This window comes from Nitrincola iocasae, from assembly GCF_008727795.1.
Lineage (GTDB): Bacteria > Pseudomonadota > Gammaproteobacteria > Pseudomonadales > Balneatricaceae > Nitrincola > Nitrincola iocasae.
Genome location: NZ_CP044222.1, coordinates 812,112 through 837,169, shown reverse-complemented (window position 1 = coordinate 837,169; position 25,058 = coordinate 812,112). Strand labels below are relative to the sequence as shown.

Sequence of the window (25,058 nt, the reverse complement as noted above, 5' to 3'; positions counted from 1 at the left end):
CCTTTTAGTTTGCACTTAAAATGCCACTTCATTCAGAGGTGGCGGGCACTTCGGGTTGATACTCAACCCAATATTTAAAGTAGCCCTCATCACCACAATTCATACCGCTACGACAGAAATTTGAATTGAACACAAATTTTGCGAACCAGTGGCGTTCCGCTTCTGTCATGCTAGCCTGTCGGCTACTACTGAAACCAAACTGGCTCAGCCCGTATACTCCCCTATCGGCAAAATAAAGACGTCCTTGCTCAGCCAAATACATCCCTTCGGCCTGCGCTGAACGACAACTGCGTCGCCAATCAACTCCCAGCCCATCTCGCAGTTGAACAGGGGAACCCAGATGCACACTGGGCTGCTCACAGTCTGCACCCAGGTTATTCAGTATCGAGTCAGCATAAGCACGAACACCCTGTCCTGTAGTAGCGAAACCGGCAGCCTCCGGAGGTTCGGTTAACATCAGCACACGAATATTACGATATCCTTGTTGTTGCCAGGGTGTACTGGCCTCCGGTGGCATCAGCACCAGCACATTGCCATAATGAACAGGGTGCGGCGTCATGCTGAAAGGCTGATAACTTTCAGGTAGTGCAAAACGGAAGTTGTCTGTTTCTGCGAGTGACTGACCTGCTATCAGAGATAACATCAACGCTAACAGTGTGTGGAAAAACCTGAAGCGTTTCATAACGATTGATCACCTCTTTCGACACTGAACTGCCCGTTATCATCGACTGACAGGTGCAAAGTGCTCAGCGGCTGTTCGTCTGTCAGAGAGTTGAGCAATACCAGCGACAGGGCTGGCAAAATTTGTTTGCTGATGATGTGAATGGCATTGCGGGCCCCCGTATCCACTTCCTTGCAGCGCGAGACGATGGTTTGCAGTAGTTGATCATCGTAGCGGAGCTGTACCCCATGCTCCTGCGCAATACGCTGTACGATCTTATCCAATTGCAAGCGAACGATCCCCGCCATGGCGTCATCTTGCAGAGGCAGATATGGAATAATCCGCAGTCGTCCCAAAAATGCGGGTTTGAAATAGCGCAGCAACTCTGGCTTTATCAGGGATTCCAACTGTTCGCCATCTGGCAGGGTATCCGGATCAGCCGCTAATCCCGTCAGCGTTTCGGTACCGGCATTGGAGGTCATGATGATCAGAGTGTTGCGGAAATCTATATCCCGACCTTCACCATCTTTCAAGGTACCCTTATCGAACACCTGATAGAAAATGTCCTGAATCCCTGGGTGGGCTTTTTCAATTTCATCCAGTAACACCACACTGTAGGGCTTGCGACGTACAGCTTCTGTAAGTACGCCGCCTTCACCATAACCTACATACCCAGGAGGTGAGCCCATCAACAGAGAAACCTTATGCTCTTCTTTATACTCAGACATGTTGATGACAGTCAGATTTTGCTCGCCACCGTACATCAGATCGGCCAGGGCCAAGGCGGTTTCGGTCTTGCCAACACCACTGGTGCCACAGAACATAAACACCGCTAAGGGCTGTCGCGGATCAGACAAGCGCGCACTGGACACTCGAACACTTTCACTGACACGGTCGATTGCATGATCCTGTCCAACGATGCGTTTACCCAGGTCATGGCGTAATGACATCACCCGTTGCACGTCACCGGAAAGCATTTTACCTGCCGGAATGCCGGTCCAGGCCGAGACCACCTCTGATACCACCTGGACATCGACATGCGGGCGAATCAGTGGCTGTTCGCCCTGCAGCAACTGCAGCTGCTGTTGCAGGTCACTCAATTGCTGATGCAGCTCAAGAGGCTCTTCAGGTGACTCGGTCAGTTGACCACGCAACGCCACAATTTGAGTTACTAAATCACTTTCAGACTGCCAGCGTTGCTCAACAGCCAGACGCTCAATATCCAGATCAGACAATCGACTCACCAAGGAATCCAGTGCCTGATGCGTCACGCCATAGGCCTGCTGTTCCCGCTCAAGGCCTTTGACCTGTAGACTCAGCTGTTGAATCGCCGCCTGGATATTTTCCAGGTGCGAGGGACTGCTTTGATGCTGCATGCTGACGCGTGAACAGGCTGTATCGAGCAAGGAGATGCACACATCCGGTAGTTGCCGTCCGCTGATGTAGCGTTTGCTGAGAGTGACCGCTGCCTGGATGGCGTCATCCAGAATCATCACCCCATGGTGTGTTTCGAACCTGTCTGCCACAGCCCTTAGCATTGCTGTGGCCTGCTCGATAGAAGGTTCTTCAACTTTGACCACTTGAAAACGACGGGTCAGCGCCGCATCTTTTTCAAAATATTTTTTGTATTCCGCCCAGGTTGTAGCGGCAATGGTACGTAACTCACCGCGTGCCAAAGCGGGTTTAAGAATATTAGCCGCATCGCCCTGCCCACCATTGCCACCGGCACCCACCAGGGTGTGTGCTTCGTCGATAAACAGAATAATCGGCACAGGTGACTGTTTGACCTCCTCAATCACTGACTTGAGGCGTTGTTCAAATTCGCCCCGAACACCGGCTCCAGCCTGAAGCAGAGTCAGATCCAGGATGCGGATCACCACCTGGCGGAGCGATTCAGGCACCTGACCTTCAATCACCCGCTGTGCCAAACCTTCGACAATCGAGGTTTTACCCACACCCGCCTCGCCTGTCAGGATCGGATTATTCTGTCGACGGCGGCAGAGGATATCGATCACTTGACGTACTTCAGCTTCACGGCCCACCACTGGGTCTAACTGCCCGGCCCTTGCACGAGCAGTAAGATCAAGCGTATAGGCATCCAACGCAGAAGGCTTGCCAAATCGTGCTGCAGGCTGAGCAGCGCCAGCCTGCGGATGTACTTCAGCGCTGTCCGTAGCATCGCCCTCAGGGGTACTCTCCGAAAACGAAGTGAACTCATGACGCGCCAGCCGTTGCCCTTCACGCACGATACGATCCAAATCAGCCTGCTGCAGGGAGGCACAACGCGACAGCATTAACAACCTGAGCGACTCATCCTTGAACAGCACCACCAGACAAGCGGCGGAGGCGATCGCTGGAAAACCATATTCAAGGCTCGAGAGCATCCAGGCCTTTTTAAATACCTCAATGACCCGTGGTGAAAACGCAGGAGCCTGGGTATTACCCTGGTCAAAATGGGCAATATTGCGCTCCATCTCTTCGATAACACGTACCGCATTCAAATTGTATGCGGCCAACAGCCCGGCCAATTGATTGGACTCGGTTCTCAGCAGACCGATCACCAGATGTTCCAGCTCAACAGCGTAGTGACGATGTGCAACAGCTACCGAAGCCGCTGTTTCTACACCTTCGCGGGAGGTTTCCGAGAGTTTTCCGATCAGAGCCCTTGCATTCATCCTTCAATCCCTTTGTTCAGATTCAATATCACAGTTTTATCTGCTTCGATTGGCACCTCAGCCGCTTGCGGTGAGTTTTTTTGTACACTATCAACATCATCAGCGGATGTAGCCGCGCGCGGCTGGTCGAAGAAGTTTTCCAGCTGTTCGGCCAAGTCATTGAACTGGGATTTGAGCGCGCCTATTTCATCCTTGCGTTCAACTTTCAAGCGGGTGTAGAAATTACCCGCATAGAGACTTTGCAGAGCATCATTCAACACTTTGATCTGCTTAAAGAAATATCTATAAATTAAGTATACGACGGCAACCACCAGCCCACAGATCAACAGGATAAAACTGAGCAGATAGAAAAGGGTTTTATTGACGATACCATCGAGATTTTCTGACTTAATCCCGACATAGATTCGCCCCAGAGTGGAGTCGGCATACTGAATCCGACTGGAGAAACGATAGATTTCGGAACCTGACAGATCCACAGGGTAGTGAAACACATCATACTGAGAGTCCAGTTGTAAGCGGGAGAGTCCGGCAGGCGCCTGATAATAGCTGCCTGCATCAACCCCATCAGTGGAAGCCATGTATCGACCTTCGTTATCGACTAAATGGACATACAGAATCTCATCCGCAGCTGAAAAGCGGTTAATGATTGCATTCATCGAGGCACTGTCTCCCAAGAGTACCGGCTCAGCCAGATGATCATGCATCTGAGCAACAAACATGTCGCCATAAGACACTAGTGTATTGCGCAAACTGGAAGAAAGTTGATTGACGGTGAGATATAACAAGGCGGCACACAACATACCAAAACAAAGTGCAACGATACCGGTATTGCGCCAGGCAGTGCTTATGTGAAAGTTCAACAGTTTGCCATCACTCCTGAGCTCTGCATTCAAAGCGTCCAACTGTTTGAGCAGTTCAGTTGCAGACTGGTAACGAAATGCCGGGTTTTTATGCAGCAGTTTGCGGATGACTTTTTTAAGACTGGGAGGGATCTGTTTCGATTCCAGATCCACTTCAGAACGCTGGATCAGTTCATCAAGATCTTTCAGGGTGCTGGCCTGGAATGGCAGTTTTCCAAACACTAGATAGTAAAGCAGCACGCCAATCGAATAGAGATCGCTTTGAGCCGTGGGCCGATGCCCCTGCAACTGCTCTGGCGCCATATAAAAGGGCGTACCAATCACGAAAGTGTCGTCTGTCACACCAGATTCATTCAGATAGGCCACACCGAAATCGGTCAGTTGAACCAAGCCTTCGTCATTAATCAGTATATTGCTGGGTTTAATGTCCCGGTGGTATATGCCTTTTGCATGTGCATGCTCAATCGCTTTAAGCAACTGCACCACAATACGCAGTGACTGCTCGATAGTCAGATCGGGATGATCGCAAAACCAGGATTCAAGGTTACGGGATTCGAAGTGTTGCATCAGAATGAAATGCACTTCATCAATCTGCCCTACATCGAAGATGGAGACAATATTAGAATGGTGCAGACGCCCTGAGAGCTGAATTTCGTTCAGGAAAAGTTCTACGCGCTGTGCGTCCTGAGCAAACTCCGGTTTCAGAAGTTTGATCGCGAGCTCGCGCTGTAGCTTGGGGTCATAGGCCAGGTAGACCTGAGACATGGCCCCCTCACCCAACATCCTTTTAAGCTGATATCGTCCTAAGGATTCCATCCTTCCTCTATCCTGTTGTTTGTCCGGTCAAGGTAAAACACACATCATCTGCATCCATTGCCGGCATCCTGCCATCAAGCCACGCATTGTAACCCAAACGGGTGGCGTTGGTAAGACCGTTCTTATTCAAAGTTGCCACCGGTACTTCGGTACTGCGCAACACTGGCTGCAACTCCACATCAAAGCCTATGCCTAGGTACTGCTCTGTCACTGCAGCAACCAGTTGATACAAAGGTCCGCCGGGCTGCAGGGAATCGAACAGCAGATAATCGACCGGATGGGTGGTAACACGCAGACTCATATTGCCATCGATAATTTCCTCTCCAACCACAAAGTCTCTACCCAGGCTGGAGGCTCGGCAACCAAGTCGGTTGCACTCATCGACCGGGAGTTTATAGCGGCGAGCATGAAACTGCTGAACAATGACCTCAACTCCTATCACCTTGGAGAAAATTGCCTTTAAACCTGCGGAGGTTTTCCGCTGATTGGAAAAATAACCGCAAAAATAACTGGCCACCTGGGTCATCACTGGTGCCTGTTGAAAAGCATCCAGATGAGTTCCGGCATAACCTGAGATCAGATTTTCACCCCGAAATGCCGATTTATCCTCCAACCGCTGCCGCCTTTCGTGAATAAAGGGATAGCGATTGCGGTTCCAGGCAGTAAACAAAAAACCCAGTGTCCGGCTGTTGAGTGCATCCAAATAAACACGAAACGCATGATCACCCTGCCGGGCACGCTGATGAAGTAGTTCGGTATAAAAAGACGGGAGCACCCCCTGACTGCCAAACAGACCAAACATGGCAACCCTGAGGCGGTTTTTCCCGGGCATATCGGCATCCACACCGACAGAAAGAACCCCCTGAGTCGTGAAATTCAGCTCTGTCTGCTGTGAAAATTCGATAAACTCCGACTCCAGTGGCTGATCAGAAGGCATTAATCCTGCCCGGCTATTCTGCGTCGCCACATACAGGCATTCCGCCAGGCGTACCAGCTGATAAAAGTCATATTCAACCGGTCGATAGCGCAAATAAAAATTCAGATCAAACATTGGTCCCCCGTTCTCGGTGGCCAGGCATGATAAGGCTCTTCAGTCTGACTAAGTTGGACATCCAGCTGTGTAAAGGAGTTGATACTGGTATAGACCGATAAAAAACGTTCCAAAAGGGTACAGAACAGGAACGGGCTCGCGCCGGGAAAATTATTGGGATCAAGCCTTACACTGAAGCGACTTCCCCGACAGAAAAAAGCCATACCGGCAGGAGACAGAATCCGCCGGGCCTCAGGCTCGATGGAAAGCACCTCCAGCGCATCGATCATTTTGCGGGTTTCAGGACTATTTTTGAAATCGTAAAGCGATAGGATCTCTTTGAGAATACTGCTTGAATCCGCCGGATTACCGAGACTAAGGTAGTTAAGATTCAAGTGTGAAATAAGTTTCCAATGATGGCCATCCCGATCATAGTCAACTATCGCAGGCTTAACTGGCAGGCAGATTTTGGCATTGGTTACGCCCGGATTGGCCTCAAACAATGACAGATGCGACAACTTCCCTAGCTTCCATAATTCATGGGGCAAATTATCATTAGTCACCAGACACTCTAGCAGTAGCAAATGTCGATTAGAATTCAGCACATCCAGCGGCAGGTTGTGCAATGAAATCCCGGCATCCGGACCTGTGGCATTTGTCTCGTTCAGCTTGTGGCTGAAATGCCAGAAGGGATGTCCGGAATAATCGGCATAGTGCTCAAAATCAAAAAAGCGGCTTAAGGGGATCGTGTGATCGCTACCGTCCGACAACACCGCTGACTCAACCGAATAGACTTTTACATCCTGTCGATTACGGGCATCCGCAACCACAGGATAGTCAGACCGGGTATGGCTAATGCGGATTGGCTCAGCCATTTGTGCATAGAGGTTCACCACCGGCGTGGCATTCAATTGAAAATGCTCTGCAGTAATATGTGAGGCTATATCGTCATAGGCTTTATTCAGATAGAAGAACAGGCTGAAGGTATCTCCATCAGTTACTAATTCCTGCATAGCCGAGAGATCCAGTTCGACAAACAGAAATTTTTCCGGAAACACAAAGAACTCTGACAACAGCCTGTAGCCGGGAAATGACTGTTCAGAGTAACTCCAGGCTGCCTCTTCCGGAGCAAAACCGACTGTCTTGATGATATCTTTGTTCAGTAGTATCGGTTGTGTATCCAAGGCATGCCGGGCCAAAGCCAGCGTATTGACCTGACTGAATAAGAGTTCGTAGAGTTGGTAAGCTATGTACTTGGGAGCGTTCAAATAAATCCGCACACGCTGCAATGCCGTATTAGCCAAAGCCTGGGTATCCAGACCGGTAGCATCAAATACCAGCTGCAGCACGCCGGCCATCTGATTGGTACAGGGAATCTGCGGCGCCTCAAAAGGTGCCGGACGTAACATTGCTTGCTGTACAGTTAACGGTAGTACATCCACATCGTATAGGGTGGTAAATTGGCAGGTTCTATCCGATGACGCCGGAGATGCCAGCAAGCTGCCACGGGGTATCCGTACCGCATTAGACAAATCTGATGATGGCTGGAAGCTGACTACGGTATGGCTCGGTAATGGCTTTAGATAATGAGGATAAACCAGGTCAAAGATTGCCTGGCTCAATTCAGGATAATCATCTTCCAGCTTAGCCCGAATACGTGCATTCAGTAACGCCGTGGCTTGTATCAATCGCTCAACATGCGGGTCTCGATTACCCGATTCGGTCAACTGCAAGCGATGCGCAATCTTGGGGTACTTCTGGGCAAGGTCTTCACCGACCCTTTCCAAATAATTTAATTCTTTTTGATAAAGCTCAATCAATGCTGCTTTCATGATTACTCACTGAGTCTAAAGCGTCTGACAGTCGGCACAAAGGCGGCATTAAACATCACCAGTTCTGCACCATCATGAAGGGATAACACCGCATCCACCTGAAAAGCGATCTGTGTACGATTCAGCGTTGGCTCTTTCATGGATACCTTGACATCACAGAAGCGCGGTTCATTCGCTCGTAGCGTCTTCAGCAATATCTGACGCAATTGCTCAACACTGTCTTTTGAAGCGACATTCACCGAAGAAAAATCTACTACCCCAAAGCTGAGCAACGTATCAAAGGCAACCTGCTGGTAGAAATCCACATTCATTTTGGAATTCAACACCTGTTCCAGATCAGCCAGAACAGAATCCATATAAAGACGACTCAGTAACCGTGGCGAAACAGGCTGATCTTCAGTAAATCCGGGCTGATCATCCAGGAAGCGGTTTAGAAATGTAACCGACATATTCAGGCCTCAAACTCGATGGACCTGAGCTGACTCACCGCAATCAGCTCATCATCCAGGCAAAAGACCTTCTGCCCTACGCCAACAACTCCACAGGACAGTCGCTGGGCATCCCAATCTGTTGCATTCAGATCGACAACTCCATCAGGAACAAACGGATAGTGATTGATATGCAACAGTGTTTCTTGCCTAGCGCTCGCTGACGGCGTGGCTTTCCAGCTAACCGTAACACGTTGCAGCAAGCAGTCCAGCGGTTTGCCTGGTGGCTCAAAGCTCAGGCTTTCAAGTTGTGTCATGGGGATCAAACGGTACAGGCCCTGGGGAGATATACATTCAACAAAGCCACGCAACAGATCATCCGGATCCAACCACTCACCCTGGCGACTATCACCCTCAATCATGCCAACCCGAGCCTGACGATTCAGCTTATTATCGACATCCACGCCCTCATCGACGTCAGACTCCCCGGCCAAGCGGCGTAACAGTGCCTGTAACGCCTTTTCGGAAACCTGTGATACGTCAACTTCAACCAGTTTGCGCTGATTAAACAATAACTGTCGGGATGACAAAGCCTGGGTTATCTGACGGTAACAGTGTATCGAGAACGCCTTCTGCATATCCTGCGCGACCGACTGTTCAAGCAAACCCAGGTGGGTGAGGGCTTTTTCATACTGATTACCAAGCAGGTATAACTGCACCAACAAAAACCGCAGGGTTTCATCTCCCGCCCTGGCTTTCAAGGCCGATTGTGCCTGCAACAACGCCTGATCTAACGCCCCTTGGTTAAACTTTGCTAACACACTGTCCATGACTTCCCTCGTTAATTCCATCAACCGTTGTTCACGACATCCGTCGAGAACAGCAGTTCTGTTTCAACACATTCCAATTGATAATGCGGCGTCAATCTGACCACACACTTGAACACACCGGCTTGACCCGGCAATTCGAACACACTGACCTGCGCTTCACGCAGGGGATATTTGGCCAGCAAATGCTCTGAGGCATCACTGGTAGACATAACATAGTTCAGTAGCCAACTTTTCAGATACGCCTGACACTCATCGACAGAGGTAAAACTACCCACCTTGTCTCGCATCAGTATTTTCAGGTAATGTGAAAAACGCGACACACAGAGTACGTATTGCAGCTGTGCGGCATACCTTGCATTATGCTGTACAGCTGTATCATCGTAGCTGGGAGGGTTATGCAGACTCGGCGTCGTATACACAACGGTTTTAGCGCTATTAGTGGTGCTGGTCAGACTGATAAAGCCATAATCTGCCAGGGACTGAGATAGCTCATCATGTACCAGCTTCTCAGTTTGCAAACAGGGAAATGCATCAACCAGACTGCTAAAGCCGCTGGCATTGTCATTGACCGTTGCACCATGCGCTTTTACACCACAGATTTCAGCCAGCCATCCGGTCGCTTCATAACAATGTGTCAGCGTTCGGCCAAGCGAGTAGACCGGGCTCATCCAGGTAAAACTGTCAGCACAGCGTGTCGCCAGCACTTCACTGACCATAAAACCACTGTCAGATTGTAAATGAACCGGGGTGTCAATCAGTACACCAGGCAATGCCATACCAATAAAGCGGGCATCTGGATGGGAACGAAAACGATTCCATTTGAGGAACTTGAGCTGCCGATAGGTGGTGTCCAGGTTGATCCGACCTGACAACTGATCATAGTTTTCCAGATCCAATAAGGCCGGTGGAGCCCCCAGCATAAAGGGACAAAATGCCGCTGCACCTATCTGTGCCAGATGCTGAAGATAACTGATATAGGTATTCAGTGACGCAGGTTGATCCAAATTGACCCGGTGGTCGCAAAGAATCACGCCATAAGGTGTACCACCTGCGGTACCAAACTCTTGACTATAGATCTTGTGGAACAGATTGCTCTGATCAAACTCAATGGAAAAGTCAAAGTCCTTGAGCAACTCGGCATAGGATACATCCAGCATGCGCACGCTAACCGATGTGGTGGATGTAGCCTCAACCAGATAACGCAGCCCGTACCAGCCGGATTTCAGTGCCTGGAAATCTGGATGCACCAGAATTTCATGCAGCAACTGACTGATCTGCTCATCAATATCCGCAATCCAACGACTTACCGCCACGCGTCCTGCCATGGCGTTAAGTCGTTCAGTCTGTGCGGCGGCATCCCTTCCGGACATCACTTAAATCAGTCCTTACCCAGTTGAGGAATCTTGGCAACCATGCGCATGGAGACCGTCAGCTCTTCCAACTGTAACCAGGGACGCATCCAGGCAACGACATTGTACGCACCCGGCTGGCCTGGCACCTCGGTCACCTTGACCTTGGCTTCTTTAAGCGGATAACGTGCTTTCATCTCCGGACCCGAGTTTGGATTGTCATTGACATAGTTCATCAACCAGCGATTCAGCCAGGCTTCGACATCGTCAGCTTCCATAAAGCTGCCGATCTTATCCCGTGCCATGACCTTCAAATAATGCGTAAACCTTGCGGTGGCCATGAGATAGGGTAAACGTGCTGATATCGCCGCATTGGCAGTTGCCTCAGGACGATCAAATTTCTTAGGTTTCTGCGCAGACTGCCCACCGAAAAATACTGCATAATCAGTATTTTTATAGTGGCATAGTGGCAGAAAGCCCAGCTTTGAAAGTTCGGCTTCACGTCGATCGGTAATGCCGATTTCAGTTGGGCATTTCAGATCCAGGTCGCCATCATCACTGGTGAAGATATGCGCGGGCAGATTTTCCACTTTTCCGCCCCCTTCTGCGCCCCGAATCGAGGTACACCAACCGGTTGTCGAGAATGAATGGGTTAAGCGTGTACCCATGACATAAGCGGCATTCATCCAGCAGTAGTCATCGTGTGGCAAGGGCAGTGCTTTACCATCCGGTGTTTTCAATGCTTCTTCATAGTTGAAGGCGTCAACGGCCAGTGTGTCGGAGCCGTAGGGCAAGCGTGCCAGTGTCCGCGGCAGCGTCAAACTGACGAAACGAGCATCCTCGGAATCGCGGAAACTGCGCCATTTAATGTACTCTTTGGAGTCGAATACTTTTTCCAGATCACGCGGACGAGACAATTCATTCCAGCTTTCCAGTCCGAACAGGCTATGATCCGCTGCAGAGATGAACGGACAGAACGCCGCCGCGGCGACATTGGACATTTTCGACAGCAGCTCAATGTCTTCCGGATGGTTGGTCATCTCAAAGTCACCAATCACGGCACCATAAGGCTCACCACCGGGTGTTCCAAATTCGTTCTCATAAATCTTCTTGAAGGTTTCACTCTGATCAAACTCGACAGCCCGATCCAGATCTTTATATAGCTCACGCTTGGTCAGGTTGAGTACGCGCACCTTCAGGTTCGCATTGGTTTCAGAGTTGTGCACCAGATAAGAGAGGCCACGCCACGAACCTTCCAATTTTTTGAATTCGTCTGCGTGCATGATCTCCGCCAGTTGCGACGAGATCTTACTGTCAATCTGAGCTATAGCACGGTTAATGGTCTTGGCAATATTGCGATCCCACACCACTGTGCCTTCCTGGACTTCGTCTACCAGATTACGGATCAGGTCACGGGTATCATCTGCACTGGTTTGTTTGGTTGCGGAAATAACCTGTTCAAGGATATCGTCCTGGTCAACGACGCGAGTCTCTGAACCATCCTGTGTCTTAAACTGATTCATCATTACCACCCTCTTCTTCACCTTTCAGACGTTCCGCCAGTCGACTGACCTCATCAGTACTCTGCAGCACATTTTCCAGCAGAGACTCGAGTTCTTCAGATCGGTCTGATTTGGTTAGCAGATCACGCAGTTTGTTACGGGTATCCAGCAGTTTCTTCAACGGCTCTACCTGTTCAACTAACTGACCCGGCTCAAAGTCATCCATAGACTTGAAACTGAGATTAACCGACATAAGACTGCCATCATCAGCCAGGGTATTTTTGACTTTCAGATTCAGGCCCGGCTCCATTTTCTTCATCACATCATTGATGTTATCTCGATCGATCTGGATGAATTTACGTTCCGACAGAGGCTTTTTAGGCACGGTCGGATTGCCGGTAAAGTCGCCCATCACGCCCATCACAAATGGCAGTTCTTTCTCTACCATGGCACCTTCAGTTTCCACGTCATATTTGATGTGAACCCTGGGCTTACGGACTCTTTCAAGCTTTTTATGAATACTTTCATTCATGATGCTATTCCCTTACTTATTGATCACTTCAACGCCAGTGATCTTGTTGAAATTCGCGCGTGCGCTATCGTCTGTAATCAGTTCACCGATCAGTTCCGGCAAACTTAAATCCCCCCATCTGTTGATGCGTTCCAGGTTGTAAGCAATGGGTGAATGCGGTTCTGTCTCTTTGAAAAAGACAATCAGTTTTCGAATCAGGATAAAGGCGTCTTCGCGGTTGGTCGGACGATAGCCCTCCAGATTGAATTTGTGTTCAACAGGTGAAGCCGGCGGTGATACTGGCTCAATAGACATGCTTACCTCCTGATCATCAGACACCTCGGTCTGCTCAGAAACAGAGGTCATCCCGGACAGATGCATTGCTCTGTCCAGGGCTTCTTGCAACAAACCTTTAATCTGAGAGGACGGCGGTGATTCATGCCCGCACTGTGCATACAGATAGGCATCAATCTGACCAAAACTGTCCATGCATCGTTGTAGAGCATTGATGGCTGCTTGGTGTACATCAGTACCTAACTGACCCACTTGAGCTTGCAACTGCTCATAGTCAGGTAATCCTTTGCGTTTAAGTGCTTCCTTTTTCTGAGGGTCTTTAGTTTCAGACACCTCGAAAGCCTTGATACAATCCAGCAATGAAATGCTTTGTCCCTGAGGAAACAAGGGCGCCATACGCAAGGGCATAATCAAGGCACCATCAGAAGAAACCCCGTTAAGACCGGTTAAAGGAAACAGGGTTGATTCAAAACCATCTTCATCTTTAGGGTAGAGATTTGGCCAGTAGCTCAGTAGTATCTGATGCAGTAACTCAAAGCCTTGCGCCAATCCGGTAAAGCCCTCCAGACGAATAGCCGCTTCAAGGGTCCAGGCAACTACTTCTATATCCTTGCTACCCACTTGCAGTAATTCAATTGCACCGTCATAAAGCGGTTGCCACCCGGCATAGCCGGCATAAATATCATCAATACTCAGAGCCTGTCGCTCTTCATTTCTCAAGGCATTTCGCAGATCTTTCAATGAATGAAATTCATTGGCCCAGTGACTGGAGCGCAGATCGTCTCCTTGAGGCATATCATCCGATATAGGCTGTTGTAACGCATGCATATCCATATAGCCGTCCTGACTTCACCTGTTTACAAAAGTGCCTCAACCAGCACCCGCAATCTACTGGGCTGCTCCCGCACAGAATCGGTATTTATCAGCTCTTCAAACTGATTGGTACCTGACACACTACTGACCTCCAAAAGAACGCTGTCATGCGGTAGAAAACTGTCAATCTCAGCCGTCAACATGACAAACGGCAAACTGCCCAGCCCATCAAGATGCACTTCTTCTACACGAACATTTAAATCACTTAACAGCGTATTCAACTTCGGGTTTGATTCCATAACCTGGTGCATCAACAGATAATGCAGCAGATAATCTTCCAGTCGATTGCCATCTATCGCTTTGCGCTGCTGAACCTGATCTCTGAAATCACGTAAATCAAAGCCTGTATAGCCAAGAATCCAGCGATTGGGAGACAGGATGTCAAATACCTGAAGTTCGGCATTTTCATCTTCTATCACGCGTTCGTAACTGAATTTATATAGACCGGGACTATGTGAATACACATTCACCGGGGCCGACAGAGGTTTTTTCAGGTTAAACGGCTCTTCAGCCGCAAGGGCACTATAACGTTCCTGTATCAGATTGAACGCCAGATCATCGTTGCTGACATTCGCTTTACCCTGTCCATTAATATACTTCCCCAATACACTCACCGGAGAAAAGGAGCCTGTCAAACAGGACAGATACAATTCCATTCGTTGCTGCAGAACACCGGAGAGTTTCCGGGTCATTCTACGGCTAGCAATCAATTCAGCTGTATTCATCTCATCCCACTCTTCAATCGATATCACTTAAACGTGCTTCCAGGCGCATTGCCCGGTCCATATACTGCCGGGCACGCTGATGCTCCGGTTCAATGCTCAGCACTCGCTGAAATTTTTCAATTGCATCCCGCACCTCCTGGGCATGAAAATGGCTAACGCCCTCACGGTATGGTGTCTCCACCAGGGACTCCCGTAAGCGCTCATACAGCTGTTGATCACGTTCGGAAACGGCTTGTTTGCGGAGTAAGCGATAAGCGGCAACTGAATGCCCCTGCTGATACAGTTCCTGTGGCGTCGGCGGCTGAGGTTTTTCAGGTTCTATAGGTTCGTCTATAGGTACTGCCAATACCGTTACTGGGTCAGAATCTATTCCGGGCTCCTCAATTAATGCAGTCACTTCCGGGTCAAGTGAAGCATCCGGCGCACTATCAGCCGGAGTCTGTGCTACCGGATCCGCGGTGGGAGTGGAGGGAGTTGCACGCACCGCCGGTGCGGCCACTGTCCGTGCCGGCCTGGCTGGCTGGTAATAGTCATCCAGCAGCGGGAGCTGTGTCAGATCAGGTACATAGAGCTGCCGTGTTTTCTGATACTCAGCGTTAACCTGTGCGTTATAGCGCTGTAACAGTACGGCATAGTGCTCGTTATCATAGACCCGCGCGGAGACATCCGGCAGTGATTCATGCACGCCGTAAGTGACTCGACGAACCGCTTCGTTGTCAGTGTGCTCACCGAGCAAACCAAACAAATCTGTTGACTCCAGTTGAGCGGCAACCGCCTTGCTGTCGACATTGAATGGATCAGCAAATAACGACATACGTAGATGCTGCAGAGCTTGCTGCTCACTTCCGGTGAAATACAACGCATTGAAACGCTGCAGGTTCGCACGCCCACCTTCACCGGCGTTTTCCACCAACAGACGAACGCCGACTTGATGCAAGCCCTTATAGAACGCCATCAACTCGGATTCACTGGCCGCATCGACCGGGGCGAGTTGCATAGGCTTCTGATTTCCGGCTGTACAGCCTGCCAACATCAGAAATAGACTTATCAATAGTACGACTGATCTACACATCGGCCATCCCCACGATGACTGCACTGACATTATCAGTTGTTCCCCGAACTACAGCCGAATTAATCAGCGTTTTCAGGGCTGAAGCGTAGTCATCTGCATAGTAAAGCGACTTACCCAATTCCATCTGGTCGATGACGTTATAGAGGCCATCAGAACACAGCAGGAACACATCCTGTTCCTGCACATCGATTTCCACCATTTCAAACTCCAGCTTTTCTCTAACCCCCATCGCCCGGGTCAGAATATGGTTTGCCGGGTGTGTCTGAGCGTTTTCAGCCGTGCTTTCATCCAGTAGATGCTGACTTCTAAGCGCCTCATACTGGGTATGATCAATGGTCACCTGCTCAAAATAGACATCCCGCATCCGGTACAAACGGCTGTCTCCAGCCCAAAGTACGTATCCCTTGTCCTGACACAAAACCAGAATGACGAAGGTGGAGCCGATGATCTGTTTCGATTCAAACATGTCATTCGAAATTGAATAGATGATCTGATTGGTGCTTTTCAGCAGTTCAATCAGCTTACTGATAAATGCATCGATTGAACCCATCTGATCTGGATGCAGATCTTCCAGTGACTGAGTGATCAAGCTACTGGCCACACCCCCTTCAAGATGTCCACCCATGCCATCCGCCACACACCACAGCCCCAGAAGATCATCGGTATAGATCCGGTCTTCGTTGTTCTGTCTTACCGGCCCGGTAATGCTTTCACCGACACTGATCCAGCGTTTATCTGTATCGCTCTGCTCAGGCCCGGTCATCGAATATAAGGACTCATCACTCATGTCTTACCGGCCCCCTGGTTAAAATTGACTGATAATAGTCAACGGGCGGCATACCCGCGGTTTCGCACAGCTGATCCGGGCGATCTATCTCCCACCACCAACTATGTAAAATGGCATCCATATTTGATGGCTTATCAAACTTGCTGACTGGAAGAGACGCTAGCGGCTCCAACGCGGTAGCCAGGTCTGTGACACCAGGTCGAGCTAACAAAGCAGCATAGAGCAGGTCAACCTGCTTTCGACCGTGCAACGCCTTAACTTGCTCATCCAGTATCGCCTGCAAGGCCAGGTCCAGCAGTGGTTGATCCAGCCTGGTTGGATCAACCTGACCCTCAATAAACAAGCCGCTGAACAGCGGAAAATAACGTCCGACACGGTCTACACTAGGCACCATGACACCATAAAATGACGCTAAATCCGGGCACTTGGTTTGCAATATGCAGCCGCAGGGATTGGCGTTAAGAAAAGCCTGTAACCATTGTTCCCGCCCTAATACGCGCTCAGTTGCAGATAAAACCTGCACCGACCATTGATGCAAAGCAGTTTCTACTCCGGCCGGAAAATTCAACAACACATAATCCGAATGCGCAGGTAATTTTCCGTAGATTGCAATATTGATACTCATTAATTGCACCTGATGGACTTGAACAGATTGGCGTCAAACGGGTTATAGACACTGCCTGCAACCAGCTCAAAATTAAAACGATGACCTGAGCGGGTAGAGAACTCTATCAAGTAACGTTCACTGTCAATGCGCTTCATATGTCCCTGATCAAACAGCCTGAACAATGACCAGTCCCCCTGCTCAGTAATGGCTTCTGTCTCATCGGCCATCTCAATAACCAGGCGTGAAAACGACTGAGTAGACAAGTTCGATGACGGCCAGTCAAAACGACGCCCCAACTTGGGACCATGTGCATAACTCAACTCTTCATTGTCGATCACCAGGGTAATCTTGAGTATTTCCGGATCAACATCCCGTGGAACCAACTCAAAACTTAGCGACGGGGTATCACCTCGTGGCCCAAAAAACATATTTTGAATGCGATTGCTCAGCTCGACCTGCCGGAGCAACCGGTTCACTCCGGCTGACTCAAAGCCGGTTACCTGCTGCCAACGCCAAGGAGAATGAGAGCGGTCGACATAGGGAGACAAATAGGTCTCAAAATACCCATCAACAATGCCACCGCCAGCAAAATAACTCGCCAGATCTCTCAGGGTAATTTCTCGGCTGGCATCGGCCGCAAAGGGATAACGGCCTGCAATCATGTCGCGACAGGCCGGTACCACATTACTGGCCCATTGATTTTGGATATAACTGCGTGCCTGAGAACCGGTTTCTGCTTTGGCTGAGTCCAGCAACTGAGCAATCCAGGTTGACAGCGGCTTGGGTAAAGTGGCAATTTCCATTTCCAATTGAGCTACCACTTCGCCCATGCCTTGATGACTGCTGGCACGCATCCAGGCTGAGCGTTCAGAATTAACTGAATGCTGTAATCCCTGCAGGAAGATTTTTAACGCATCCAACTGCGAAAATAATGCAGAAAGCCGCTCGGGCTCATCCGCATCGGTAGAAAGGGCAAAACGGTTAATCTGGGCAAACATCGGCAGTACTTCCAGCGACATAAGTTCCATATAGTCATCGCTGAGCACGGCCATGGCAGGGGTTCCCTGCTGATTATTTGCTGGGTTGGCCGCTTCACTCACAGAGGTAAAAATGGTTGAGAATTCCGTATTTGCCCTGACAAGACCAAGCAATTGCTTGATGGGAGAGGACTCACTGATCAATACATCGATGGCACGGGCTTTTGCCTGTACATCATCAATATTATCCAGATGAATTGCATGCAGAGTATCCAGCCAGACTTGCTGATATTTCTGTAGATACTGCCTGAAGAGCTCGGCTTTATAACGCTCGGCCAGGGACTGATCATAGCCTAAAATACTGGCATCTTCTTCCAGCAATCTATCCAGAAAACCTGACTGTTGCGCAAAATAGCGCTGCGCTCCGATACGGGTATAAAGGCCTGCAATCAGAACCTCCTGCAGGCTTTTGCCTTCAACAGCAAAGATCAGCACACCGTTATTTCCCACCAGATCCAGCAAACTATAGCCTTGACTGATGGAGTCACTGGCGGCTTGTGACTCAATCTGCGCCAACAATCTTAAGGATACGGGTTGTTGCAGCAGGCTTCGCTGAGCAAGCTGAACCAACTCGGGATTCAACGATGGGTAATAATGCGCTGGCAATAGATCGATCAACTGTTTGACGTGATCCTCTAATGTGTTGCGAGAGTCGATATCGTAGTGACGAAAACGGGCCTGGATATACCGACTGACAAACGCCTGATCTATTTCAAGTTGTCCACCCAATACCTGATAAAATTTTAGGTCGTCAAACAGCCCCTCTTCCTGCTGCAGCAGTCGCTCTTCAGTGTGAAAGACCAACCTAGGTAACAGCAGGTTCAACAGGGAGCGTTCATATAACCGAACGGACTCCGCATGCATCTTACCGGCCTGATTCAAGCCAAAGCCTGACATTACCGGACCCTCTGCGTTCCAGCGCCCATGACCAAACGGAATGTCCCGTGATGTATTCAGTATGGGCAGGACATGTTTGATGTCATGATCCGATTCCTGGACGGTTTGGCGCTGCGCTTCCACTTCAGCAATAGCATCATTGAACTGCTTCAGTTGCTGAGTGTTTTGCGTAAAACTGTGATACCAAAAAGCGGTAATACCAATGCAGGCAGCCAATAACGCCACATAGCTGCCAAGGTAGAGCATCGAGCGAATTTTTTCGAACCGGGCATTATGACCAGCCAGTCCCGCTTCTTTGAATACCACGTCGTTAAGTAGATTTTTAATGAAGTAGCTTTTGCCCTGTCGCCCATCAGCGCCGCGGGCGCGCCCAAGATGGGCGGACAGACCGCTGATCACTTTATCCAGAACCGATCCATCTTGTATACCACTGGTGAAGTAGACGCCGCGTAACATCAGGTCCGTTTCGAACCGTGTTGGCTTGAAACTGGTATCCAGGAGCAGACTGATACGATCCTGCAAAGAGGCCATCATGCGCGGAAACAGATAAATACTGTCACGCTTGGTCAGATCGACTTCGTTTTTAAGGCCATCAAGTACCTTGAGCTGCAAACGTTCGGTCAGGAGTTTATGTTCCACCAGATAACGACTGACCGGATCATCCTGTTGATCTGCTATTTTGAATGTTGTCCCCCAAACCTGCTCTCGCCCTTCGCTGTCCAGGTGGCCAAAAAACTCTTCAAAACCAGGAAGCAGATCCAGTTTGGTAAATACCAGGTATACGGGAAACTCTATTTTTAACTTCTCATAGAGTTCGTATATCCGTTTTTTGATCAACAAGGCATCAGAAACAATATCAGCTTCGTCTTTACGTACCAGATCTTCAATGCTGTAGGCCACAACGATGCCATTAATTGGCTTACGCTTGCGATACTTGGCCAACAGAGACAGAAAGGTATTCCAATCTTTCTTGTCTCTTTCCTGTTGATTATCCTGCGTGGTGAAGCGACCGGCAGTATCCACCAGAATAGCTTGATCGGTAAACCACCAGTCACAGTTTTTGGTGCCACCGACACCTCGTATCGATGCACCAAACTGATCCAGCAACGGAAAATGCAGCCCCGAATTGATCAGCGCCGTGGTTTTTCCCGATCCAGGTGGGCCGATCAACATATACCACGGCAGGGTATACAGATAGTTTCCACCGGCTCCCGGCCCTTTTTGTCTTTTCAGTAGCCGGACCGCATCTTCAAACTTGGTTTTGAATTCGGTTTCATTGGCTTTATCAGCTTTGTCGTTCGTCCCATCCTCGGAGGATTTCACCACTCCCTGGCCCAGTTGATCATTGCGTTTTCTGGCCAGCACCCAGGTTCTGGCTTTATAAACCAGTGCCACTGCAAACAGGGTAAAAATCATACCTCCGCGAGCTAGCGCCGACTGGAAGGGGTTGCTATTGCCCATAGACAAAGCCGGTAGTACGAACCAGATAATAGCCGCCAATAACAGCAAGGCAATCAAGCCCAGTAGCCCACCTAGATTTTTAAAGATTCCCAGAAACATCCTCATACTGATTTCCCTATCCTCAACGCCAATCCGAGTTTGGTAACAACACCAGTTCTACCCGGCGATTCTGGGCACGACCGGCCGGGGTATCATTGCTCGCTAACGGTTGAGTATCGGCCTTGGCATCGATACTATAACGCCCCTGCTCATTACCAGCACGCTCCAACAATTCCTTGACCTGCTCCGCACGTGCCTGGGACAGATGCCAGTTGGATGGAAAGCGCAGCGTATTGATTGGTATACTGTCAGTATGCCCTTCAACGATAATCCGCCCTTCCACATCCATCAAAGCAGTACCTATATGGTTGAGCAGTTCCGCATAATCCGGCTCAACATCGGCACTACCCGAGCGAAATAACTGATCCGTATTGATGACGATACGGATCTGGTTTTGACGATCATTCAGACTCACCTGTCGCCGCTCGACCTCACGCTCCAACAAACGGCTGATGCGCACCAGGACTGATTCATCCACATCTGGAACCTGAACCTGGAAGTCGCCATGCTGTTCAGTCAACGTTCGCGAAGCATTTAATAATGAGAAGCTTGACTGGTCATTGACACGTATGAGCAAATAGAAATACACCACGCACATAATAGCCAGCAGAAAAACCGCCATAACCCACAGAGGTAGGGTTTTACGGATTTTTTCTGCCGCCACTTCCTCACCTTTCCAGTGAATGGAAACCGGCTTGGGAATCGCACCACGAATTTGGGTGATGGTGCGATACAAAGCATTTTTGAGTTCTTGTAACTTACTTGCTCGATCGGGTTCAATGGCATACTTGCCCTCGAACCCCAGGGCCAGGCATAGATAAATCAATTCAAGCAAATCAATATTATTTCTTGGGCTTTTTTCGAGATTACCCAAAATGACGAAGAAGTTTTCACCGCCCCAGGTTTCAGCATGAAAATAGCTTAGCAAGCTATGACGGCTCCAGTTATTCTTGGCTCCCAATGGCGTATTCAACACAAATTCATCGGCAGTCGCACAGAGTAAGTAGCGAGCGATCTCTATATCCTTGGAATCCACATTGGCTTCATAGGCTTTCTTTTCAAATACCTTAATCAACTCGATGAGCTTCAGTTTGAGGGCCTCTGCACTCAACTGAGTCTCGTAGTTACGAATCGACGGCAGCATAGCCAGTATTTCAAACGCTGCATTCTCCAGCAGGTTCATCCCACTGCTCAGCGATGAAATCTCTTCTATCGCCATGATCGACCCAACGGTACGTGCCGATTGAATCTGCTCATAATCAATCTGACCTCGCCCACCTGGGGTAGGTATCATGACTGTTCTATCACCGCTAAAACCCATACACCGTTCCTGTGTTACTGTTTGATCGCCCAAAGGTCCATTTTCAGATCGGGAAATTGTTCGCCGATATGCAGTGCAATTGCCCGGTTAGTGCGAATGGCTTCCCATAAACGTCCTTGCGCCTGAAGTTCAAAATAGACAGCACCGCCATAGTAGGGTATCTGTCTCGGTGCCACCGGCATCGGCTCAATGCGAATACCGGGAAGCTGTCGATTCACCAGTTGCGTAATATGTTCTACTGGCCCTATTTTCAAATGAGTGGGAAATTTACTTCGGAGTGCTTCTTTGGGTAAATCCGAAGACACAACTAATACATAGGAGCGCTCACTTAACTCTTCACCCGGTATCATGCCGATGCGGACGCCATAGCTTTTCACTTCAAGCTCTATCCGATAAGCATTTTGCTCCAGCAGGGTATTCAACGACCGGTTCAACTCCAGCATCAGTTCATCAAAGCAGCCTTTGAGATCCTGATGGTTATAGCCCAGCAGCTCTGTCAACGACCGCGTCTCTGACGTGAAGGTAGCGAGTTCTGCTGCAAGACTGAGCCCTTGTTCGTAGATCTCCAGTGGATGCAACCTGCCCAAGCGACCAAAATGCTCGAACAAGGCTTTATAACGATTGGTAATCTGCAGTAGCAGCAAGTCAGAAATATCGGCGGCAGCTTCCGTCCCGGCATTTAAAATACGTTGGGAATACAACTGGCTACGCAGAGACAACAGACCGGTAATTTCCCGCACATACCCCTGAAGATTGGCATCAGAGACAACAAACAGTGCGGGTGGAATAAAACGTTTATCCAAACGAATTTCATCGCCGGCGACAGAATGCACCTGAGCAATCGGGATCACGGTATTCTGCTGATGGGTAAGGCGTTCAGATTTCAGCTGAATTTTCTTATGCGCAACGTCTATATCGGCTAGACTGTTGGTGTCTGCCACCACATCGGTAAACTGCTGGGTTTCAATCCGAAAGCGGGCATTGCTGGCAGTTCTCTGGGGGCGATCCATATCGACACTGCCATTTTTCCACAGCGGCAAGCATAAGTTGATCCGATCACCATCCTGTAACTCGCTGACATCCAGTGCATCTGGCAAGGAATCCGTACCCGGCATATCAAAGGGCGTACCATCTTCAAAAATCCCGCTACATTCGCGAACCAGCACCTTTCCGATTTTTAAGGCACCGTCGTCTAAAGAGAGACTGGTGATTCCCCATGCATAACCGCTCAGCGCCGTGGTTTTCAGGTTGATCAGTTTTTCAAAATACCGGTCCTGCTGCTGAAAATGCTGCGGGCGAATAAACATGCCCTCAGTCCAGGCAACTTTTTTATGCCAACTCATCGAAATACTTCCTTTTATTTTTCGAATGTAACCACTTTACCTTCTAGATTCACATGTAACTGAACATGGTTATTCAAGCTGAGGTATTTACCGATAAACCCACGGTTATCTCCCACCTGAACCACATCTCGCCAGGTGGCATTATCTATATCCTGGAAGGATGCAACGACACCTACGAAACGAACATATTCATCAATTTCAAACAGGATCGTTTCACGACTACCCGGACGAATAACAACTGTTTTTGCCAGATCTGAAACACTGGCAGCTTGATGATTATGAAATTCAAAATAGTCCGCACGTACAAATTCTGATTCGCGTTCCATAAGGAACACCTGCACCTCGACTGGATAAGATTGGTTCAACGCACTCGGATTAAGGTGCGCATCAGCAATCAGCTCAACACTGACAAAAAACTTTCCTTCCTGACTACCGATAATACGCATTGCATCCAATGCACTGCAGCCTGACAGCACACTGAACAAGGCCAATAACAACCAGCGCTGACTAACTGTCATGATTAAGCTTTTTAAGTTGGTCTTCATACGCCATACCAAACTCCTTGATAAAAAATCCCTGCAGATCATCCGACATGCTCGCTTTCAAGGTTTCATAAAAATCTTTATATTCTTCCCAGTAGTTCACTTTTTTCAGGCCTGGCATCCCCGTGAGGTGACGCGGCTTGCGCTGAAACTGTGTTTCCAGCGATTCGGGATCGAGACGCTTCAGCAATTTAAACAAAGCCTCCTGAACGCCTGACATCATCGCCAGTTGATGCGCCTGTATATCGGCAAAACTTTCTTCTATGGCCTTATCTCCAGCCTGATAGGCCTGCCCATCTGAAAACAAAATAATGTTCAGTGCCTCACGGCCAGTGGGGGAGAATTTGAAAGGATTATTATCGGTTGGTTGTATCATGGTCTGTTGCAAACGAAACTCTCCCTTAACCAGAGAGCGCGTTGCCAACGCCTGTATCATGCCATTGGCAAAGGTTTTAAGCAGTGACCCGAGTCGATCAGCCAGCAGAGGCGAATCTTTAAGCAGCGAGGGGTCCAGATCAGCAGCCTGCAGAATTCGCCTTACTGTCGCAGCGTCGTCAGATAGCAAATCTGCCGGTGCTGCTGCAGAGGCTGCCGGGGGCGTTGAGGATTGTGTCTCATCGGCAACTGCTTGCATAGGAACAAAGGCAGTTTCAGTTTCTGCGAGTTCGGCTACGGGTGCGGGTTCGGGTTCGGCTACGGGTGCGGTAAACGGAGCATCCGTTATTTCTGGAGGTGCTTCCGGCTGATCAATAGACACTCTGGACTCGGCTGCATCCAAGCTAAGGAACCAATCATCGGGTAGAACCCTTTGCTGGTCAGACAAAGCCTTAGGTCGGGATGTCGTTAAGCTGACCCGTTCAGGACTCAAGTGATCATCAGAGGTCTGTATATCCGGCGAGGTGGGGACTGTCGATGCGGCTGCAGAGGTATTCGCTAACGCCGCCGTTAAAGCACTACCAGCAAGTTCACTGGAATGAAAAGCAACGCTATCGGCTTGTCTGCCAGAGGGCTGATCAATCGATACACTGATTCGGTAGTCACCCATACGGATCAGGGAGCCATGCTTCAGTACAGCACTACGGCCACGCCCCAAAGGCTTTTCCTGACTATCCAGGTACACACCGTTGGTGCTCAGATCGGTAATAATAAAATTGTCATTTTTACGACTGACAATGCAGTGCTTACCGGATAAGTGCAGATTATCATCTGGAAGAACCCATTGGTTATCGGCCCCTCTCCCTATCGAGAGTAGCTCACTTTCCAACTGGATTGAACATCGGTCTTTCAGCTGCAATTGCTGTTCACTGATAACTCTCAGCTCCATCAGCATCTCGAACTCCTTTCAAGCTCCATTTAAGCCTGCATACTCCGCAGACTCTGCTTTAATTCAACGCTCTGACATACATCCCGGATTGCCAGACTTAGCGTTGACGAAGGATTCTACCACCCATTACCGGACCCTTGGCAAATATAAATTGATTTTTTTACGATCCAGATCAAAAAAGG

The 25,058-nt window shown here is 49.3% G+C and carries 20 protein-coding genes; all 20 read right to left on the bottom strand.

Annotation, left to right across the window (positions count from 1 at the left end; genetic code table 11):
- Positions 1–28 precede the first annotated feature (28 nt).
- Genes F5I99_RS04005 through tagH form a run of 20 tightly spaced genes read right to left on the bottom strand, consistent with a single transcriptional unit; the run spans position 29 to position 24,882 of the window.
- Positions 29–682, bottom strand: coding sequence for a hypothetical protein (locus tag F5I99_RS04005; RefSeq protein ID WP_151053761.1), 654 nt, complete (start codon positions 680–682; stop codon positions 29–31).
- The gene (gene tssH / locus F5I99_RS04000; protein ID WP_151053760.1) at positions 679–3,336 is read right to left on the bottom strand and encodes a type VI secretion system ATPase TssH; all 2,658 of its coding nucleotides are present in this window, start codon (positions 3,334–3,336) and stop codon (positions 679–681) included. Before tssH ends, F5I99_RS04005 begins: the two co-directional genes overlap by 4 nt.
- Positions 3,333–5,012, bottom strand: coding sequence for a serine/threonine protein kinase (locus tag F5I99_RS03995; protein ID WP_151053759.1), 1,680 nt, complete (start codon positions 5,010–5,012; stop codon positions 3,333–3,335). Before F5I99_RS03995 ends, tssH begins: the two co-directional genes overlap by 4 nt.
- Before the next feature lie 7 nt (positions 5,013–5,019).
- Positions 5,020–6,063, bottom strand: coding sequence for a type VI secretion system baseplate subunit TssG (gene tssG, locus F5I99_RS03990; protein WP_151053758.1), 1,044 nt, complete (start codon positions 6,061–6,063; stop codon positions 5,020–5,022).
- On the bottom strand, positions 6,051–7,874 hold the full coding sequence (tssF, locus tag F5I99_RS03985) for a type VI secretion system baseplate subunit TssF (protein WP_151053757.1): 1,824 nt from the start codon (positions 7,872–7,874) through the stop codon (positions 6,051–6,053). The genes tssG and tssF overlap by 13 nt, the downstream gene beginning before the upstream one ends.
- Positions 7,875–7,876: 2 nt before the next feature.
- Positions 7,877–8,323 carry a type VI secretion system baseplate subunit TssE gene (gene tssE / locus F5I99_RS03980; RefSeq protein ID WP_151053756.1) on the bottom strand — a complete coding sequence of 149 codons (447 nt, stop codon included), beginning with the start codon at positions 8,321–8,323 and terminating at the stop codon, positions 7,877–7,879.
- A 2-nt stretch (positions 8,324–8,325) separates the two neighbouring features.
- The gene (locus F5I99_RS03975) at positions 8,326–9,132 is read right to left on the bottom strand and encodes a type VI secretion system accessory protein TagJ (protein ID WP_191905945.1); all 807 of its coding nucleotides are present in this window, start codon (positions 9,130–9,132) and stop codon (positions 8,326–8,328) included.
- Between the two features lie 20 nt (positions 9,133–9,152).
- Complete coding sequence (tssC, locus tag F5I99_RS03970; RefSeq protein WP_151053754.1) at positions 9,153–10,502, bottom strand: type VI secretion system contractile sheath large subunit; 1,350 nt, start codon at positions 10,500–10,502, stop codon at positions 9,153–9,155.
- An 8-nt stretch (positions 10,503–10,510) separates the two neighbouring features.
- Positions 10,511–12,007: a type VI secretion system contractile sheath large subunit gene (tssC, locus tag F5I99_RS03965; protein WP_325063008.1), complete on the bottom strand. Its 1,497-nt coding sequence runs from the start codon at positions 12,005–12,007 to the stop codon at positions 10,511–10,513.
- The gene (gene tssB, locus F5I99_RS03960) at positions 11,991–12,515 is read right to left on the bottom strand and encodes a type VI secretion system contractile sheath small subunit (protein ID WP_151053753.1); all 525 of its coding nucleotides are present in this window, start codon (positions 12,513–12,515) and stop codon (positions 11,991–11,993) included. Before tssB ends, tssC (F5I99_RS03965) begins: the two co-directional genes overlap by 17 nt.
- Positions 12,516–12,527: 12 nt before the next feature.
- Positions 12,528–13,622: a type VI secretion system protein TssA gene (gene tssA / locus F5I99_RS03955; RefSeq protein ID WP_151053752.1), complete on the bottom strand. Its 1,095-nt coding sequence runs from the start codon at positions 13,620–13,622 to the stop codon at positions 12,528–12,530.
- A 23-nt stretch (positions 13,623–13,645) separates the two neighbouring features.
- Positions 13,646–14,386 (bottom strand): hypothetical protein, encoded by a 741-nt coding sequence (locus F5I99_RS03950; RefSeq protein ID WP_151053751.1) that lies wholly within the window; start codon positions 14,384–14,386, stop codon positions 13,646–13,648.
- A 13-nt stretch (positions 14,387–14,399) separates the two neighbouring features.
- Positions 14,400–15,458, bottom strand: coding sequence for a hypothetical protein (locus tag F5I99_RS03945; RefSeq protein WP_151053750.1), 1,059 nt, complete (start codon positions 15,456–15,458; stop codon positions 14,400–14,402).
- Positions 15,451–16,245 (bottom strand): PP2C family protein-serine/threonine phosphatase, encoded by a 795-nt coding sequence (locus tag F5I99_RS03940; RefSeq protein WP_151053749.1) that lies wholly within the window; start codon positions 16,243–16,245, stop codon positions 15,451–15,453. The genes F5I99_RS03945 and F5I99_RS03940 overlap by 8 nt, the downstream gene beginning before the upstream one ends.
- Positions 16,238–16,870, bottom strand: a complete 633-nt coding sequence (gene tagF / locus F5I99_RS03935) for a type VI secretion system-associated protein TagF (RefSeq protein WP_151053748.1) — start codon at positions 16,868–16,870, stop codon at positions 16,238–16,240. Before tagF ends, F5I99_RS03940 begins: the two co-directional genes overlap by 8 nt.
- Positions 16,870–20,352, bottom strand: a complete 3,483-nt coding sequence (gene tssM, locus F5I99_RS03930) for a type VI secretion system membrane subunit TssM (RefSeq protein ID WP_151053747.1) — start codon at positions 20,350–20,352, stop codon at positions 16,870–16,872. The genes tagF and tssM overlap by 1 nt, the downstream gene beginning before the upstream one ends.
- Before the next feature lie 16 nt (positions 20,353–20,368).
- The gene (gene tssL, locus F5I99_RS03925) at positions 20,369–21,640 is read right to left on the bottom strand and encodes a type VI secretion system protein TssL, long form (protein ID WP_191905944.1); all 1,272 of its coding nucleotides are present in this window, start codon (positions 21,638–21,640) and stop codon (positions 20,369–20,371) included.
- 41 nt (positions 21,641–21,681) lie between these two features.
- Positions 21,682–23,010, bottom strand: a complete 1,329-nt coding sequence (tssK, locus tag F5I99_RS03920) for a type VI secretion system baseplate subunit TssK (protein WP_151053745.1) — start codon at positions 23,008–23,010, stop codon at positions 21,682–21,684.
- Between the two features lie 14 nt (positions 23,011–23,024).
- The gene (gene tssJ, locus F5I99_RS03915; protein ID WP_191905943.1) at positions 23,025–23,528 is read right to left on the bottom strand and encodes a type VI secretion system lipoprotein TssJ; all 504 of its coding nucleotides are present in this window, start codon (positions 23,526–23,528) and stop codon (positions 23,025–23,027) included.
- A complete protein-coding gene (tagH, locus tag F5I99_RS03910; RefSeq protein ID WP_151053743.1) occupies positions 23,518–24,882 on the bottom strand; it encodes a type VI secretion system-associated FHA domain protein TagH in 1,365 nt (454 codons plus the stop codon). Before tagH ends, tssJ begins: the two co-directional genes overlap by 11 nt.
- Positions 24,883–25,058 lie beyond the last annotated feature (176 nt).